This window comes from Streptomyces sp. NPDC055400 (genome assembly GCF_053644375.1).
The window spans coordinates 134,880-152,190 of the sequence record NZ_JBSHLM010000017.1; the positions used below are offsets into that span (position 1 = coordinate 134,880).

A 17,311-nucleotide genomic window follows, 5' to 3' on the forward strand; every position below is an offset into this window, starting at 1 on the left:
ACTGACGCAACCACTGGCAGTGCTCGCCGCCGAACAGAAGTCGGCGGACGTGACGGACTGGCCCGACCGGATCGGCTGGATCGTCGGGCTGCTCCTCCTCATCGCGCTCGTCTACTGGCTGATGCGCCAGGGCTGGAAGTGGCGCGGCACCCTCCAGGGCGACCTGCCGCCGCTCTCCACCGCGCCGTCCGCGCCCGGTCCGGCCAGACTTGAGCTGAGCGGCCGTTACCACGGCTCCACGACCGCGGGGCAGTGGCTCGACCGCATCGTGGCGCACGGCCTAGGCACCCGCAGCCGCGTCGAGCTCACGCTCACGGACGCGGGTCTGGACGTCGTACGCCCCGGGGCCACGGACTTCTTCATCCCCGTCGCACAGCTGCGCGAGGCCCGGCTCGACAAGGGCATCGCCGGCAAGGTCCTCACGGAGGGCGGTCTGCTGATCGTCACCTGGAGGCACGGGGACAAGCTGATCGACTCCGGCTTCCGCTCCGACCACGCCGCGGAGCAGGCCGAGTGGGTCGAGACCCTCAACAACATGATCGACACCAGCAGTACGAGCAGCACCAACAGCACGACCATCACGACGGAAGGCACCGCACGATGACGACCTCCACCCGGGGAGCCGCCAACGCTCCCGCCGTACTCGTCCTGGAGGACGGCCGCATCTTCCGCGGCCGCGCCTACGGGGCCGTGGGGGAGACCTTCGGCGAGGCGGTGTTCAACACCGGCATGACCGGTTACCAGGAGACGCTGACCGACCCGTCGTACCACCGGCAGGTCGTGGTGATGACCGCCCCGCACGTCGGCAACACCGGCGTGAACGACGAGGACCCCGAGTCGAAGCAGATCTGGGTCGCGGGCTACGTCGTGCGGGACCCCGCGCGCGTGCCCTCCAACTGGCGCTCCCAGCGCTCGCTCGACGAGGAGCTGCGCAAGCAGGGCGTCGTCGGCATCAGCGGCGTCGACACCCGCGCCCTCACCCGCCACCTGCGCGAGCGCGGCGCCATGCGCGTCGGCATCTTCTCCGGCAACGCGCTGCCCGACGCGGGCACGATGCTCGCCGAGGTGCGCCAGGCGCCCGAGATGAAGGGCGCGAACCTCGCCGCCGAGGTCGCCACCAAGGAGACGTACGTCGTCCCCGCGATCGGTGAGAAGAAGTTCACCGTCGCCGCCGTCGACCTCGGCATCAAGGGCATGACCCCGCACCGGATGGCCGAGCGCGGCATCGAGGTGCACGTGCTGCCCGCGACGGCCACGGCCGAGGACATCTACGCGGTCCGGCCCGACGGCGTGTTCTTCTCCAACGGCCCGGGCGACCCGGCCACCGCCGACGGCCCCGTCGCGGTCATGCGGGAGGTCCTCTCCCGTAAGACCCCGCTGTTCGGCATCTGCTTCGGCAACCAGATCCTCGGCCGTGCCCTCGGCTTCGGCACCTACAAGCTGAAGTACGGCCACCGCGGCATCAACCAGCCGGTGCAGGACCGCACGACCGGCAAGGTCGAGGTCACCGCGCACAACCACGGATTCGCCGTCAACGCCCCGCTCGACAAGGTCTCCGACACCCCCTTCGGCCGCGCCGAGGTCTCCCACGTCTGCCTGAACGACCAGGTTGTCGAGGGGCTCCACCTCCTCGACCAGCCGGCGTTCAGCGTCCAGTACCACCCCGAGGCAGCGGCGGGCCCGCACGACGCGGCCTACCTGTTCGACCGCTTCGTAGAGCTCATGTCTGAAAAGGGAGCCCAGCGTGCCTAAGCGCACCGATATCCAGTCCGTCCTGGTCATCGGTTCCGGACCGATCGTCATCGGCCAGGCCGCCGAGTTCGACTACTCGGGCACCCAGGCCTGCCGCATCCTGCGCGCCGAGGGCCTGCGGGTCATCCTCGTGAACTCCAACCCGGCGACGATCATGACCGACCCGGAGATCGCCGACGCCACGTACGTCGAGCCGATCACCCCCGAGTTCGTCGAGAAGATCATCGCCAAGGAGCGCCCCGACGCGCTCCTGCCCACCCTCGGTGGCCAGACCGCGCTCAACACCGCGATCTCCATGCACGAGAACGGCGTCCTCGAGAAGTACGGCGTCGAACTCATCGGCGCCAACGTCGAGGCCATCAACAAGGGCGAGGACCGCGACCTCTTCAAGGGCGTCGTCGAGGCCGTCAACGCCAAGATCGGCCACGGCGAGTCCGCCCGCTCGGTCATCTGCCACACCATGGACGACGTCATCAAGGGCGTCGACACGCTCGGCGGCTACCCCGTCGTCGTCCGCCCCTCCTTCACGATGGGCGGCGCGGGCTCCGGCTTCGCGCACGACGAGGAGGAGCTGCGCCGCATCGCCGGCCAGGGCCTGACCCTGTCTCCCACCACCGAGGTGCTCCTGGAGGAGTCCATCCTCGGCTGGAAGGAGTACGAGCTCGAGCTGATGCGCGACAAGAACGACAACGTCGTGGTCGTCTGCTCCATCGAGAACTTCGACCCGATGGGCGTCCACACGGGTGACTCGATCACCGTCGCCCCGGCGATGACGCTCACCGACCGCGAGTACCAGCGTCTGCGCGACATCGGCATCGCGATCATCCGCGAGGTCGGCGTCGACACCGGCGGCTGCAACATCCAGTTCGCGATCGACCCGACCGACGGCCGGATCATCGTCATCGAGATGAACCCGCGCGTCTCCCGGTCCTCGGCGCTCGCGTCGAAGGCCACCGGCTTCCCGATCGCGAAGATCGCCGCCAAGCTGGCCGTCGGCTACACGCTCGACGAGATCCCGAACGACATCACCGAGAAGACGCCGGCCTCCTTCGAGCCGACGCTCGACTACGTGGTCGTGAAGGCCCCGCGGTTCGCCTTCGAGAAGTTCCCGTCCGCCGACTCCACCCTCACCACCACCATGAAGTCGGTGGGCGAGGCCATGGCGATCGGCCGCAACTTCACCGAGGCGCTCCAGAAGGCGCTGCGCTCCCTGGAGAAGAAGGGCAGCCAGTTCACCTTCGTCGGCGAGCCCGGCGACAAGGCCGCGCTCCTCGAAGAGGCCGTCCGCCCGACCGACGGCCGCATCAACACCGTCATGCAGGCCATCCGCGCCGGCGCCACCCAGGAAGAGGTCTTCGAGTACACGAAGATCGACCCCTGGTTCGTCGACCAGCTCTTCCTCGTCAAGGAGCTCGCCGACGAGCTGGCCGCCGCCGAGCGCCTCGACGTCGACCTGATTGCCGAGGCCAAGCGGCACGGCTTCTCCGACGCCCAGATCGCCGAGATCCGCGGCCTGCGCGAGGACGTCGTCCGCGAGGTGCGCCACGCGCTCGGTGTCCGCCCGGTCTACAAGACGGTCGACACCTGCGCCGCCGAGTTCGCCGCGAAGACCCCGTACTTCTACTCCTCGTACGACGAGGAGAGCGAGGTCGCGCCGCGCACCAAGCCCGCCGTGATCATCCTGGGCTCGGGCCCCAACCGCATCGGCCAGGGCATCGAGTTCGACTACTCCTGCGTCCACGCCTCCTTCGCCCTGAGCGACGCCGGCTACGAGACGGTGATGGTCAACTGCAACCCGGAGACCGTGTCCACGGACTACGACACCTCCGACCGCCTGTACTTCGAGCCGCTGACGCTCGAGGACGTCCTGGAGATCGTCCACGCGGAGTCCCTCGCGGGCCCGATCGCGGGCGTCGTCGTCCAGCTCGGCGGCCAGACCCCGCTGGGCCTGGCGCAGGCGCTCAAGGACAACGGCGTACCGGTCGTGGGCACCTCGCCCGAGGCCATCCACGCCGCCGAGGACCGCGGCGCCTTCGGCCGCGTCCTCGCCGAGGCGGGCCTCCCCGCCCCCAAGCACGGCACCGCCACCACCTTCTCCGAGGCCAAGGCCATCGCCGACGAGATCGGCTACCCGGTCCTCGTCCGCCCGTCGTACGTCCTCGGCGGCCGCGGCATGGAGATCGTGTACGACGAGACCCGCCTCGCCTCGTACATCGAGGAGTCCACGGAGATCTCCCCGTCCCGCCCCGTGCTCGTCGACCGCTTCCTCGACGACGCGATCGAGATCGACGTGGACGCGCTCTACGACGGTCACGAGCTCTACCTCGGCGGCGTCATGGAGCACATCGAGGAGGCCGGCATCCACTCCGGCGACTCGGCGTGCGCCCTGCCCCCGATCACGCTGGGCGGCTTCGACATCAAGCGCCTGCGCGCCTCCACCGAGGCCATCGCCAAGGGCGTCGGCGTCCGCGGCCTGATCAACATCCAGTTCGCCATGGCCGGCGACATCCTGTACGTCCTCGAGGCCAACCCCCGCGCCTCGCGCACCGTCCCCTTCACCTCGAAGGCGACCGCGGTGCCGCTCGCCAAGGCCGCCGCGCGCATCTCGCTCGGCGCGACCGTGGCCGAGCTGCGCGCGGAGGGTCTGCTCCCGAAGACCGGCGACGGCGGCACGCTGCCGCTGGACGCGCCGATCTCCGTCAAGGAGGCCGTGATGCCGTGGAGCCGCTTCCGCGACATCCAGGGCCGCGGCGTGGACACCGTCCTCGGCCCGGAGATGCGCTCCACCGGCGAGGTCATGGGCATCGACTCGGTCTTCGGCACGGCGTACGCCAAGTCGCAGGCCGGCGCGTACGGTCCGCTGCCGACGAAGGGCCGCGCGTTCATCTCGGTCGCCAACCGGGACAAGCGCACGATGATCTTCCCGGCGCGCGAGCTCGTCGCCCACGGCTTCGAACTGCTCGCCACGTCCGGCACCGCCGAGGTGCTGCGCCGCAACGGCATCAACGCCACGGTGGTGCGCAAGCTCAGCGAGGGCGAGGGCCCGAACGGCGAGAAGACCATCGTCCAGCTCATCCACGACGGCCAGGTCGACCTCATCGTCAACACCCCGTACGGCACGGGCGGCCGCCTCGACGGCTACGAGATCCGTACGGCGGCGGTGGCGCGCAGCGTCCCGTGCCTGACCACGGTGCAGGCTCTCGCGGCCGCCGTACAGGGCATCGACGCCCTCAACCACGGTGACGTGGGCGTCCGTTCACTCCAGGAACACGCGGAACACCTGACCGCGGCCCGCGACTAGCAGCCCACAGAGGGGGACATCGGAAACGGTGTCCCCCTCCGTGTGAGCACCCCGTGTGAGGACACCACCCACGATGTACAAGCTCTTCTTCCACCTCGTCTTCAAGCGCATGGACCCCGAGAAGGCCCACTACCTGGCCTTCCGCTGGATCCGCCTCGCGGCCCGCGTCCCCGTGCTCCGCACGTTCGTCGCCGCCGTCCTCGCGCCCCGCCACAAAGAGCTGCGCACGGAGGCCCTCGGCCTGCGGATGCACGGCCCCTTCGGGCTCGCCGCCGGCTTCGACAAGAACGCCGTCGCGGTCGACGGCATGACGATGCTCGGCTTCGACCACATCGAGATCGGCACCGTCACGGGCGAGCCGCAGCCCGGCAACCCCAAGAAGCGCCTGTTCCGCCTCGTGCCGGACCGCGCGCTGATCAACCGCATGGGGTTCAACAACGAGGGTTCCGCGGCCGTGGCGGACCGCCTGGCGGCCCGCAAGGCCGTCTTCAGGACGACGGTCGGCGTGAACATCGGCAAGACCAAGGTCGTGCCCGAGGAGGAGGCGGCCGCCGACTACGTGAAGTCGACCGAGCGGCTCGCCGCCCACGCCGACTACCTCGTCGTGAACGTCTCCTCGCCGAACACGCCCGGCCTGCGCAACCTCCAGGCCACCGAGGCGCTGCGCCCGCTCCTGACCGCCGTGCGCGAGGCCGCCGACCGCACCGTCACCTCGCGCCGCGTCCCCCTCCTGGTGAAGATCGCCCCCGACCTCGCCGACGAGGACGTCGACGCCGTCGCCGACCTGGCGGTGGAGCTGGGTCTCGACGGGATCATCGCCACGAACACCACCATCGCGCGCGACAGTCTCGGCCTGGCCTCCGACCCGTCCCTCGTGAAGGAGACCGGCGGCCTGTCCGGCGCACCCCTCAAGGCACGCTCCCTGGAGGTCCTCAGGCGCCTCTACGCGCGCGTGGGGGACCGGATCACCCTGGTGGGCGTCGGCGGCATCGAGAACGCCGAGGACGCCTGGCAGCGCATCCTCGCCGGCGCCACCCTCGTCCAGGGCTACAGCGCCTTCATCTACGAGGGCCCCTTCTACGCCCGCACCATCCACAAGGGCCTCGCCGCCCGCCTGAACACCTCGCCGTACGCCACCCTCGCCGACGCCGTCGGCGCCGACGTGAAGAAGGCCCACGCATGACGGTTCTCGAACCCTTCGGCGCCCGCCTGCGCCGCGCCATGGACGAGCGCGGCCCCCTGTGCGTGGGCATCGACCCGCACGCGGCGCTCCTGTCGGCCTGGAGCCTGAACGACGACATCGACGGCCTGGAGCGCTTCACGCGGATCTCGGTCGAGGCGCTCGCCGGCACGGTCGCCGTCGTCAAGCCGCAGTCGGCGTTCTTCGAGCGCTTCGGCTCGCGCGGCGTCGCCGTCCTGGAGCGCGCCGTCGCGGACCTGCGCGCCGCCGGCACGCTGGTGGTCATGGACGCCAAGCGCGGCGACATCGGCTCCACCATGGCCGCGTACGCGGAGACCTTCCTGCACAAGGACTCCCCGCTCTTCTCGGACGCCCTCACCGTCTCGCCGTACCTCGGCTACGGGTCCCTGAAGCCGGCCGTCGACCTGGCCCGCGAGTCCGGCGCCGGACTCTTCGTCCTCGCCCTGACCTCCAACCCCGAGGGCGGCGAGGTCCAGCACGCCGTACGCGCCGACGGGCGCAATGTGGGCGCGACGATGCTCGCGCACCTCGCCGAGGAGAACGCGGGCGAGACGCCCATGGGCTCCTTCGGCGCGGTCGTCGGCGCGACGCTCGGGGACCTGTCCTCGTACGACCTGGACATCAACGGTCCGCTCCTGGCCCCGGGCATCGGTGCGCAGGGCGCGACTCCGGCGGACCTGCCGGCCGTCTTCGGCGCGGCCGCGCGCAACGTCGTCCCGAACGTCAGCCGCGCCGTTCTGAAGGCGGGCCCCTCGGTCGCCGCCCTGCGCGACGCGTCGGTCCGCTTCGCCGACGAGGTCCGCGCGGCGGTCGCCGCCGGCTGACCCGATCCGGTGACGGATTCGCGGCTGTTCGAGGTGCTGAGAGGTGCCGCCGAGGTGCGAAAAGGGTCCTCGCGAGGGCTCGCGGGAGCCTCCTTGACCATTCCGTGATGTTTCAACGGGGCCTCGGGGAGGGGCTCGCACAGGGATCCGGGCAGAAATCCGGGGCTATATGTCTGTAATGTCGGGCTCGACGGAGGCTGACCAGGACTTTTCGTCTGTTCTCGCTGACTCAGGCGGTCCTGGCCGCTAGTCTCCGTCGAGTGGGGGCACCTCCCACGCTCTCAAGTCAGTGGGGGAGAAACGGGCGAGCCCATCGCTCGTTGCTCCCCAGGTGAGGGGCGACTAGGTTCCTCACCGGTCCGTATCCGACAGTTCGACATCCGAGGTGACGTAGGCGTGGCTCTTCCGCCCCTTACCCCTGAACAGCGCGCAGCCGCGCTCGAAAAGGCCGCCGCGGCTCGCCGGGAGCGGGCCGAGGTCAAGAATCGACTCAAGCACTCCGGCGCCTCGTTGCACGAGGTCATCAAGCAGGGTCAGGAGAACGACGTCATCGGCAAGATGAAGGTCTCCGCCCTCCTCGAGTCCCTCCCCGGCGTGGGCAAGGTCCGTGCCAAGCAGATCATGGAGCGGCTCGGAATTTCCGAGAGCCGCCGTGTGCGTGGACTCGGTTCCAACCAGATCGCGTCCCTGGAGCGCGAGTTCGGCAGCACCGGCGCTTAGTTCCGCGGGTCCGGACCGACTGGTCCGGGCACTACGGGACAGCTGGAATAATCGCTGCATGAGTGAACGTCCGCGGCTGACCGTGCTCTCCGGCCCCTCCGGGGTCGGCAAGAGCACGGTCGTCGCTCATATGCGCAAGGAACACCCCGAGGTCTGGCTGTCGGTTTCGGCCACCACCCGCAAGCCGCGCCCCGGCGAGAAGCACGGTGTCCACTACTTCTTCGTCACCGACGAGGAAATGGACAAGCTGATCGCCAACGGCGAGCTGCTGGAGTGGGCCGAGTTCGCGGGCAACCGGTACGGGACCCCGCGCCGGGCCGTCCTGGACCGTCTCGAGTCGGGCGAACCCGTCCTCCTCGAGATCGATCTCCAGGGCGCCAGGCTCGTCCGCGAGTCGATGCCCGAGGCGCAGCTGGTCTTCCTCGCCCCGCCGAGCTGGGAGGAGCTGGTCCGTCGGCTCACCGGCCGGGGGACCGAGGCCCCCGAGGTGATCGAGCGCAGACTCGCGGCCGCCAAGGTCGAGCTCGCAGCCGAATCGGAGTTCGATACGACCCTGGTCAACACCTCCGTCGAGGACGTGGCCCGTGAGCTGCTAGCCTTGATGAGAGTTGTTTGATCTTCGATCTATTTGTGATCTCGAATTCCGCCGGAGCAATCCCGCGTTTCCTTGATCACATGTGATCTTCAATCCCATCGGAAGGCAGAGAGTGTCCTCTTCCATTACCGCGCCCGAGGGCATCATCAACCCGCCGATTGATGAGCTGCTCGAGGCGACCGACTCGAAGTACAGCCTCGTGATCTACGCCGCCAAGCGCGCGCGTCAGATCAACGCGTACTACTCGCAGCTCGGTGAGGGCCTGCTCGAGTACGTCGGCCCGCTGGTGGACACCCACGTCCACGAGAAGCCGCTCTCGATCGCGCTCCGTGAGATCAACGCGGGGCTGCTGACGTCCGAGGCCATCGAGGGCCCGGCTCAGTAAGCAATCAGTTTTTCTCGGCCACAGGCCCGGCAGCGCGACTGTCGGGCCTGTGGTGTGTCATGGAGTCGTACGCCTCCGAGGGGAGTCGTACGTTCCCGAGTGCGGGAATCCGAGTGCGGGGAGGCACGGACCGTGGACAAGCCCAAGGTCGTTCTGGGGGTCAGTGGCGGAATCGCCGCCTACAAGGCGTGCGAGCTCCTGCGCCGGCTGACCGAGTCGGGGCACGACGTACGCGTCGTGCCGACGGAGTCCGCCCTGCACTTCGTGGGCGAGGCGACCTGGTCGGCGCTGTCCGGCAACCCCGTCTCGACCGAGGTCTGGGACTCCGTCCACGAGGTCCCGCACGTGCGCATCGGCCAGCAGGCCGACCTGGTGATCGTCGCGCCCGCGACCGCCGACATGCTCGCCAAGGCCGCGCACGGCCTCGCCGACGACCTCCTCACGAACACGCTCCTGACCGCCCGCTGTCCGGTCGTCTTCGCCCCCGCCATGCACACGGAGATGTGGGAGCACCCGGCGACGCGGGAGAACGTGGCCACGCTCCGCCGCCGCGGCGCCCTCGTCATCGAGCCCGCCGTCGGCCGCCTCACCGGCGTCGACACGGGCAAGGGCCGCTTCCCCGACCCGGTGGAGATCTTCGAATTCGCCCGTCGGGTCCTCGCGCGCGGCGATCTGGCGACCACCCAGGACCTCGCCGGGCGGCACGTCGTCATCAGCGCGGGCGGCACCCGCGAGCCCCTCGACCCGGTCCGCTTCCTCGGCAACCGCTCCTCGGGCAAGCAGGGTTACGCCCTCGCCCGCACAGCGGTCGCCCGCGGCGCCCGCGTCACCCTCCTCGCGGCCAACGCGACGCTGCCCGACCCGGCCGGCGTCGACGTCGTCCACACAGGGACGGCGGTAGAGCTGCGTGAGGCCGTCCTCGAGGCGGCGCCGGAGGCGGACGTAGTGGTCATGGCGGCGGCCGTGGCCGACTTCCGCCCCGAGACGTACGCCACAGGGAAGATCAAGAAGAGGGACGGGCAGGAGCCGGAGCCCATCGCCCTGGTCCGTAACCCGGACATCCTCGCCGAGCTCTCGGCGGACCGGCCGCGCCCCGGGCAGCTCGTCGTCGGCTTCGCCGCGGAGACGGACGACGTCCTCGCCAACGGCCGCAAGAAACTGGCCCGCAAGGGCTGTGACCTGCTCGTGGTCAACGAGGTGGGGGAGCGCAAGACCTTCGGCTCCGAGGAGAACGAGGCCGTTCTGCTCGGTGCGGACGGCAGCGAGGTCCCGGTCCCGTACGGTCCGAAGGAAGTGCTCTCCGACACGATCTGGGACGCTGTCGCCCGGCTGCTGCCCATCGGCGACGCGCGGGCCGTGGAACGGATCTACGACGGCGAGTGAATGCCGCTTTCGCTCCAGCGGAGGTCCCGAACTGCACGAATCTCTTACAATTCGGACATGTTCGCCTCTTCCTAAGAGCGATCGTCGTACCGCAGAATGCAGTGCCGCTGGTCACAGCGCTCCCAAGTGGCGAGACACGTGGTCCAGCGGCCGACACCGACCGATAAACTGGTCGAGGACAACGCCGGGCGCAGCTCCCGGCCGTCCGCAAATGATCAGCCAGCAGCCGCTGCAACCACAGGGAGCGTTGTGTCCCGTCGCCTGTTCACCTCGGAGTCCGTGACCGAGGGTCACCCCGACAAGATCGCTGACCAGATCAGCGACACCATTCTTGACGCGCTTCTGCGGGAGGACCCGACCTCCCGGGTCGCCGTGGAGACGCTCATCACCACGGGCCTCGTGCACGTCGCCGGTGAGGTCACCACCAAGGCGTACGCGCCGATCGCGCAGCTCGTGCGCGAGAAGATCCTCGAGATCGGCTACGACTCCTCGAAGAAGGGCTTCGACGGCGCCTCCTGCGGCGTGTCGGTGTCCATCGGCTCGCAGTCCCCCGACATCGCCCAGGGCGTCGACACGGCGTACGAGTCGCGTGTCGAGGGGGCCTCCCGCGGAGACGAAGAGGACGAGCTCGACAAGCAGGGTGCGGGCGACCAGGGCCTGATGTTCGGCTACGCGTGCGACGAGACGCCCGAGCTGATGCCGCTCCCGATCCACCTCGCGCACCGCCTCTCGCGGCGCCTGTCCGAGGTGCGCAAGAACGGGACGATCCCGTACCTGCGCCCCGACGGCAAGACCCAGGTCACCATCGAGTACGACGGCGACAAGGCCGTCCGCCTCGACACGGTCGTGGTCTCCTCCCAGCACGCGTCGGACATCGACCTCGAGTCGCTGCTCGCCCCCGACATCCGCGAGTTCGTCGTGGAGCACGTCCTGAACCAGCTCATCGAGGACGGCATCAAGCTGGACACCGAGGGCTACCGGCTTCTGGTGAACCCCACCGGCCGCTTCGAGATCGGCGGCCCGATGGGCGACGCCGGCCTGACCGGCCGCAAGATCATCATCGACACGTACGGCGGCATGGCCCGCCACGGCGGCGGCGCCTTCTCCGGCAAGGACCCGTCCAAGGTCGACCGCTCGGCCGCCTACGCGATGCGCTGGGTCGCCAAGAACGTCGTCGCGGCCGGCCTCGCCACCCGGTGCGAGGTCCAGGTCGCGTACGCGATCGGCAAGGCCGAGCCGGTGGGCCTCTTCGTCGAGACGTTCGGCACGGCCGCGGTGGACACCGAAAAGATCGAGCACGCGATCACCGAGGTCTTCGACCTCCGCCCCGCCGCGATCATCCGTGACCTCGACCTGCTCCGCCCGATCTACGCGCAGACCGCCGCGTACGGCCACTTCGGCCGCGAGCTTCCCGACTTCACGTGGGAGCGCACGGACCGCGTGGACGCGCTGCGCAAGGCCGCGGGCCTCTAAGCGGGACCCCGCGGCGGACGACGCCCGCACGTGAACGGCCCTGGACCGGTTCGGTCCGGGGCCGTCGCGCGTCGTCGCCCCCATCGCGGCGGCCGCTGTCAGTGGGGTCTGGTAGGAATTTGGCTGTGAGCAGCGAGAACGGGCAGGGCGACGGCGGTGGTGAGGGTGCGCCGCCCGAGCAGCTTGCGCTGATCCGGGAGAGTGTGCGGCAGGCCAAGGTGCCGCGGGCCAAGCCGCGTACGTGGCGGGGGGCCGCGCTGGCCAAGGAGCTGCCCGTGGCCCGGGTGCTCGTCGACAAGGGCGTGCTGCACCTCGACCGGTACTTCGACTACGCGGTGCCCGAGGAGCTTGACGCCGACGCGCAGCCGGGGGTGCGGGTGCGGGTGCGGTTCGGCGCCGGGAAGCACTCCGTGCGCGGCGGACGCCGCGAGGGGGGCGGGCTGATCGACGGGTTCGTCGTCGCGCGGGTCGCCGAGTCCGCGTACCAGGGGCCGCTGGCCGCCCTCGCGCAGGTCGTGTCGCCCGAGCCCGTGCTCGGGGAGGAGCTGCTCGGCCTCGCCCGCGCCGTCGCCGACCGGTACGCGGGAAGCCTCGCCGACGTGCTCCAGCTGGCCGTCCCGCCGCGGAACGCGCGCGCCGAGAAGAAACCGTCGCCCGAGCCGCTCCCGCCTCCGCCGTCGCCGGACGCGGGGAGCTGGCGGCGGTACGAGCGCGGGCCGGGCTTCCTGGACACTCTCGCGTCCGGCGGCGCGCCCCGGGCCGTGTGGAACGCGCTGCCCGGACCCGAGTGGGCCGACGAAGTGGCGCGCGCCGTCGCCGCGACCCTCTCCGGTGGGCGCGGGGCCCTGGTCGTGGTCCCCGACGGGCGGGCGGTCGCGCGGGTCGACGCCGCGCTGAGCGCCGTACTCGGCGAGGGACGGCATGCGGTGCTGACCGCCGACGCGGGTCCCGAGAAGCGGTATCGCGAGTGGCTCGGGGTGCGGCGCGGGTCGGTGCAGGCGGTCGTGGGGACGCGGGCCGCGATGTTCGCCCCCGTGCGGGACCTGGGGCTCGTGGTCATATGGGACGACGGGGACACCAGCCATGCGGAGCCGCATGCTCCGCAGCCGCACGCGCGCGATGTGCTGCTCTTGCGAGCGGCGCACGACAAGTGTGCTTTCTTGCTGGGAAGTTGGAGCTGCACGGTCGAGGCCGCGCAGCTCGTCGAGAGCGGTTGGGCCGCGCCCCTCATCGCTGGGCGTGAGCAAGTACGGGGCGCCGCACCCCTCGTACGGACCGTGGGGGACGGGGACCTCGCGCGCGACGAGGCGGCGCGGGCCGCGCGACTGCCGACGCTCGCGTGGCAGGTGGTGCGGGAAGGGCTGAAGAGCGGGCCGGTTCTGGTGCAGGTGCCGCGGCGCGGATACGTGCCGCGGCTCGCGTGCGAGCGGTGCCGCGAGCCCGCGCGCTGCCGCCACTGCGCCGGGCCCCTGGAGGCGAGCGAGGGGACCGCCGCCCTCACGTGCGGCTGGTGCGGGCAGGAGGAGAGCGCCTGGCAGTGTCAGGAGTGCGGGGGGTTCCGGCTGCGGGCACAGGTCGTGGGGGCGCGCAGGACGGCGGAGGAGCTGGGGCGGGCTTTTCCGGCGGTGCCGGTGCGCACGTCCGGGCGGGAGCAGGTTCTCGACACGGTGCCGGGGGCGCCGGCCCTGGTGGTGAGTACGCCGGGCGCGGAGCCGGTGGCCGAAGGCGGGTACGCGGCCGCGCTGCTGCTCGACGGCTGGGCGATGCTGGGCCGCCCCGACCTGCGGGCGGGGGAGGACGCGCTGCGGCGCTGGATCGCGGCGGCCTCGCTGGTCAGACCGCAGGGGACGGGCGGCACGGTGGTGATCGTGGCCGAGCCGACGCTGCGTCCCGTGCAGGCGCTGGTGCGGTGGGACCCGGTGGGGCACGCCGTGCGGGAGCTCTCCGAGCGGGCCGAGCTCGGCTTTCCTCCGGTGTCGCGGATGGCGGCGGTGTCGGGTGCGCCCGAGGCGCTCGCCGGGTTCCTGTCGGCGGTGGAACTGCCGGGTGACGCCGAGGTGTTGGGCCCTGTCCCGGTGCCGGACGCGGCGCCGGGACCGTCACGCCGTCCCGGTGCGCCGCCGCCGGGGGAGCACTGGGAGCGCGTCCTGGTCAGGGTCCCGCCCGGCAGCGGCGCGGCGCTCGCGTCGGCCCTGAAGCATGCTCAGGCGGCCCGGATGGCCAGGGGCGGCACGGAGCCGGTACGGGTGCGGGTGGATCCGCCGGACATCGGCTGAGGTGGTGGACGCGGCGCAGGTGGCGCACCCGGAGCGGCCGGTGGCAATCGGCCTCTCCGGGCGCTGCCCCGGAACAACGCGGTGCGCCCCAACACACCTCTGCCTCCCCGTATTTGACGATGTGCGGGGAGGCAGACAGCAGGCGAGGTCAGCCGTTGCGCGGGCCGGGGAAGGCCGTCGGGCGGGGGTCCTCGCGGAGCGCCGCGCTGCCCGCGGTCGGCTGCGTGGGCATGGAGCGGGCGGCGGGTACGGACGGGATCGTCGCCGTGCCGATGGGCACGGGGGGCCGTGTCCCCGCCGTCTCCGTGGCGCGCTCGGCCTCGGCCGCCGCCTGCGCCGCGGCCCTGCGGGCCCCGTACCGGCGGTGCACCGCCTGCTTCGTCACCCCGAGCGCGGAGCCCACGGCGTCCCACGAGAAGCCCAGCGAGCGGTCGAAGTCGACGGCGGCGGTCACCAGGGTCTCGACACTGTCGCGCAGTTCCTGGGCCAGGCGAACGGTCGGGGCGGGAGCGCGCCCGTAGACGACGAAGCCCGCGGAGGGGCCGGAGCGGCGCGGACGGTAGACGTTGCCGAGCTGGGCGCTGAGGGTGCGCAGCGCGTCCACCTGCCGGCGGACCCGCTCGATGTCCCGTACCAGGAGGTGCAGGCTGGCCCGTGCCTGGGCGTCGTGGGTTGCGTGGTCGGCCATGAACAAGCCTCTCGAACCGGCGTTGAAACGGATCGGGCCGCATCTGTGGCCCTTGGTTGGTCAACTCTTCCTTGACCAACGCGCCAGTTGGTGAGGGGTCACGCTGGAGGGGCGTATGCGCATATGCGCAGGGCGCGCGTCCCTGCGTACGCCCCCAGGTGCAGGCGGCCCCGAATATCGGAGGGAATGGGCCGGTGGAACGGTCATAGACTGGTGTGCTGCCCGTCAAGTCCCTGCCCCGAGAGGCCGAAAGACACCTATGAAGCTCGTCTTCGCAGGCACCCCCGAGGTCGCCGTTCCCGCTCTGGACGCCCTGATCGCCTCCGACCGGCACGAGGTCGCCGCGGTCGTCACCCGGCCGGACGCTCCCGCGGGCCGCGGCCGCAGGCTCGTCGCCAGTCCGGTCGCCGAGCGTGCGGAGGAGGCGGGGATCGAGGTCCTCAAGCCGGTGAAGCCGCGCGACGAGGCGTTCCTGGCCCGGCTGCGCGAGATCGCGCCCGACTGCTGCCCGGTCGTCGCCTACGGCGCGCTGCTCCCGAAGGTCGCCCTCGACGTCCCCTCCCGCGGCTGGGTCAACCTGCACTTCTCGCTGCTGCCCGCCTGGCGCGGCGCCGCCCCCGTACAGCACGCGATCATGTCCGGTGACGAGATCACCGGAGCGTCCACGTTCCTGATCGAGGAAGGGCTCGACTCCGGGCCCGTCTACGGGACGGTGACGGAGACGGTGCGGCCCACCGACACGAGCGGCGACCTGCTCACCCGGCTGGCCTTCGCGGGCGCCGGACTGCTCTCCGCGACCATGGACGGTATCGAGGACGGCTCCCTGAAGGCCGTGGCGCAGCCCGCCGACGGCATCACGGTCGCCCCGAAGATCACCGTCGAGAACGCCCGCGTGGACTGGGCGGCGCCCGCCCTGCGCGTCGACCGCGTCGTCCGCGGCTGCACGCCCGCGCCCGGCGCCTGGACCGTCTTCCGCGGCGAGCGCCTCAAGCTCATCCAGGCCGTCCGCGTGCCGGAGCGCACCGATCTCGCGCCCGGCGAGCTCGCCGTCGGCAAGAAGAACCTGTACGTCGGGACCGGCTCCTACGCGGTGGAGCTGCTGTGGGTGCAGGCTCAGGGCAAGAAGCCGATGGCCGCGGCCGACTGGGCGCGCGGGGTGCGGATCGCCCCGGGCGAGCGGCTGGGCGGGTCCGACGTAGGCTGAATGGGTTCGAGCCGATACCAGCAGCGGAGCACCTTTGAACGACCAGCCCGGCCGGCGACCCCAGAAGTCAGGTAAGCCCGGTACCCCCGGGAAGCAGGGGAAGCCGTACCGCCGCCCGCAGAAGGACCCGGTCCGCTATCTCGCCTTCGAGGCGCTGCGGGCCGTGGACGAGCGCGACGCGTATGCGAACCTCGTGCTCCCGCCGCTGCTGCGCAAGGCCCGCGAGAAGGAGGGACCCGAAAAGTTCGACGCCCGTGACGCCGCGCTCGCCACGGAGCTGGTCTACGGGACGCTGCGCCGGCAGGGCACGTACGACGCGATCGTCGCCGCCTGTATCGACCGGCCGCTGCGGGAGGTGGACCCGCCCGTTCTCGACGTGCTGAACATGGGCGTCCACCAGCTGCTCGGCACCCGGATCCCCACGCACGCCGCCGTGTCGGCCTCCGTCGAGCTGGCGCGGGTCGTGCTCGGTGACGGGCGCGCCAAGTTCGTGAACGCCGTGCTCCGCAAGGTCGCGCAGGACGACCTCGACGGCTGGGTGGAGAAAGTCGCGCCCCCGTACGACGAGGACGCCGAGGACCATCTCGCCGTGGTGCATTCGCATCCGCGATGGATCGTGTCGGCGCTGTGGGACTCGCTCGGCGGGGGCCGCGCGGGCATCGAGGACCTGCTGGAGGCGGACAACGAGCGGCCCGAGGTCACGCTCGTCGCGCGGCCGGGCCGGACGACCGCGGACGTCGTCCTGGACGAGGTCGGCGAGGAGTCGGCCCTGCCGGGGCGCTGGTCGCCGTACGCCGTGCGGCTAACCGAAGGCGGTGAGCCCGGCTCGCTCGACCCCGTGCGGACCGGCCGGGCCGGTGTCCAGGACGAGGGCAGCCAGCTCGTGGCGATCGCCCTCGCGAACGCGCCCCTGGAAGGCCGCGACGAGAAGTGGCTCGACGGCTGCGCAGGACCCGGCGGCAAGGCGGCCATGCTCGCCGGCCTCGCCTCCGAGCGCGGCGCCGCCCTGCTCGCCGCCGAGAAGCAGCCCCACCGCGCCCGCCTCGTGGCGAACGCGCTCGCGGGCAACCCCGGCCCGTACCAGGTCATCGCGGCCGACGGGACCCGCCCGCCGTGGGGGCCCGGAACCTTCGACCGCGTCCTCATGGATGTGCCGTGCACGGGTCTCGGCGCGCTGCGCCGCCGGCCCGAGGCGCGCTGGCGGCGGCGCCCCGAGGACCTGGAGGGCTTCGGTCCGCTCCAGCGCTCGCTGCTGACCACCGCCCTCGGCTCCGTCCGGGTGGGCGGCGTCGTCGGCTACGCGACCTGCTCGCCGCACCTCGCCGAGACCCGCGCGGTCGTGGACGACGTCATGAAGCACCACCCCGGCGCCGAACTCATCGACGCGCGCCCTCTGCTGCCCGGCGTACCGGCGCTCGGGGACGGCCCCGACATCCAGCTCTGGCCGCATCTGCACGGCACGGACGCGATGTATCTGGCCCTGATCCGGCGCACCGCCTGATCCGGACG

General features: G+C 71.4%; 14 protein-coding genes. 13 read left to right on the plus strand and 1 reads right to left on the minus strand.

Going from position 1 to position 17,311, the window contains the following annotated elements:
* Nucleotide 1 precedes the first annotated feature (1 nt).
* The 11 genes from ACWIGU_RS35990 to ACWIGU_RS36040 all read left to right on the plus strand — a co-directional run bounded on the left by ACWIGU_RS35990 (nt 2) and on the right by ACWIGU_RS36040 (nt 13,910).
* The gene (locus ACWIGU_RS35990) at nt 2–604 is read left to right on the plus strand and encodes a PH-like domain-containing protein (protein WP_454405953.1); all 603 of its coding nucleotides are present in this window, start codon (nt 2–4) and stop codon (nt 602–604) included.
* Nucleotides 601–1,752, plus strand: a complete 1,152-nt coding sequence (gene carA / locus ACWIGU_RS35995; protein WP_454405866.1) for a glutamine-hydrolyzing carbamoyl-phosphate synthase small subunit — start codon at nt 601–603, stop codon at nt 1,750–1,752. Before ACWIGU_RS35990 ends, carA begins: the two co-directional genes overlap by 4 nt.
* A complete protein-coding gene (gene carB, locus ACWIGU_RS36000; RefSeq protein ID WP_454405867.1) occupies nt 1,745–5,053 on the plus strand; it encodes a carbamoyl-phosphate synthase large subunit in 3,309 nt (1,102 codons plus the stop codon). Before carA ends, carB begins: the two co-directional genes overlap by 8 nt.
* Nucleotides 5,054–5,126: 73 nt before the next feature.
* Nucleotides 5,127–6,236 carry a quinone-dependent dihydroorotate dehydrogenase gene (locus ACWIGU_RS36005; protein WP_454405868.1) on the plus strand — a complete coding sequence of 370 codons (1,110 nt, stop codon included), beginning with the start codon at nt 5,127–5,129 and terminating at the stop codon, nt 6,234–6,236.
* Entirely contained in the window at nt 6,233–7,078 is an 846-nt protein-coding gene (gene pyrF / locus ACWIGU_RS36010; RefSeq protein WP_454405869.1) for an orotidine-5'-phosphate decarboxylase, read from the plus strand. The genes ACWIGU_RS36005 and pyrF overlap by 4 nt, the downstream gene beginning before the upstream one ends.
* Nucleotides 7,079–7,474: 396 nt before the next feature.
* Entirely contained in the window at nt 7,475–7,798 is a 324-nt protein-coding gene (locus ACWIGU_RS36015; protein WP_026246651.1) for an integration host factor, read from the plus strand.
* Nucleotides 7,799–7,856: 58 nt separating this feature from the next.
* Nucleotides 7,857–8,414, plus strand: coding sequence for a guanylate kinase (gmk, locus tag ACWIGU_RS36020; RefSeq protein WP_356272221.1), 558 nt, complete (start codon nt 7,857–7,859; stop codon nt 8,412–8,414).
* Between the two features lie 91 nt (nt 8,415–8,505).
* Nucleotides 8,506–8,778: a DNA-directed RNA polymerase subunit omega gene (gene rpoZ / locus ACWIGU_RS36025; RefSeq protein ID WP_005319902.1), complete on the plus strand. Its 273-nt coding sequence runs from the start codon at nt 8,506–8,508 to the stop codon at nt 8,776–8,778.
* Nucleotides 8,779–8,910: 132 nt separating this feature from the next.
* Nucleotides 8,911–10,161 carry a bifunctional phosphopantothenoylcysteine decarboxylase/phosphopantothenate--cysteine ligase CoaBC gene (gene coaBC, locus ACWIGU_RS36030; protein ID WP_454405870.1) on the plus strand — a complete coding sequence of 417 codons (1,251 nt, stop codon included), beginning with the start codon at nt 8,911–8,913 and terminating at the stop codon, nt 10,159–10,161.
* Nucleotides 10,162–10,410: 249 nt separating this feature from the next.
* On the plus strand, nt 10,411–11,634 hold the full coding sequence (gene metK, locus ACWIGU_RS36035) for a methionine adenosyltransferase (protein WP_454405871.1): 1,224 nt from the start codon (nt 10,411–10,413) through the stop codon (nt 11,632–11,634).
* A 125-nt stretch (nt 11,635–11,759) separates the two neighbouring features.
* Nucleotides 11,760–13,910, plus strand: coding sequence for a primosomal protein N' (locus ACWIGU_RS36040; protein WP_454405872.1), 2,151 nt, complete (start codon nt 11,760–11,762; stop codon nt 13,908–13,910).
* A gap of 148 nt (nt 13,911–14,058) precedes the next feature.
* On the opposite strand, the gene ACWIGU_RS36045 is transcribed toward ACWIGU_RS36040, so the two are convergent.
* Nucleotides 14,059–14,598 (minus strand): hypothetical protein, encoded by a 540-nt coding sequence (locus ACWIGU_RS36045; protein ID WP_454405873.1) that lies wholly within the window; start codon nt 14,596–14,598, stop codon nt 14,059–14,061.
* Nucleotides 14,599–14,857: 259 nt separating this feature from the next.
* On the opposite strand from ACWIGU_RS36045, the gene fmt reads away from it, so the two are divergent.
* Entirely contained in the window at nt 14,858–15,802 is a 945-nt protein-coding gene (fmt, locus tag ACWIGU_RS36050) for a methionyl-tRNA formyltransferase (protein WP_454405874.1), read from the plus strand.
* 34 nt (nt 15,803–15,836) lie between these two features.
* On the plus strand, nt 15,837–17,303 hold the full coding sequence (locus tag ACWIGU_RS36055; RefSeq protein WP_454405875.1) for an RsmB/NOP family class I SAM-dependent RNA methyltransferase: 1,467 nt from the start codon (nt 15,837–15,839) through the stop codon (nt 17,301–17,303).
* The last annotated feature ends 8 nt before the right edge of the window (nt 17,304–17,311 follow it).

Bases quoted from the DNA above. Each gene is read 5' to 3' on its own strand.
- carA (WP_454405866.1), top strand. From the start codon at position 601: ATGACGACCTCCACCCGGGGAGCCGCCAACGCTCCCGCCGTACTCGTC.
- ACWIGU_RS36005 (WP_454405868.1), top strand. From the start codon at position 5,127: ATGTACAAGCTCTTCTTCCACCTCGTCTTCAAGCGCATGGACCCCGAG.
- pyrF (WP_454405869.1), top strand. From the start codon at position 6,233: ATGACGGTTCTCGAACCCTTCGGCGCCCGCCTGCGCCGCGCCATGGAC.
- gmk (WP_356272221.1), top strand. From the start codon at position 7,857: ATGAGTGAACGTCCGCGGCTGACCGTGCTCTCCGGCCCCTCCGGGGTC.
- ACWIGU_RS36045 (WP_454405873.1), bottom strand. From the start codon at position 14,598: ATGGCCGACCACGCAACCCACGACGCCCAGGCACGGGCCAGCCTGCAC.
- fmt (WP_454405874.1), top strand. From the start codon at position 14,858: ATGAAGCTCGTCTTCGCAGGCACCCCCGAGGTCGCCGTTCCCGCTCTG.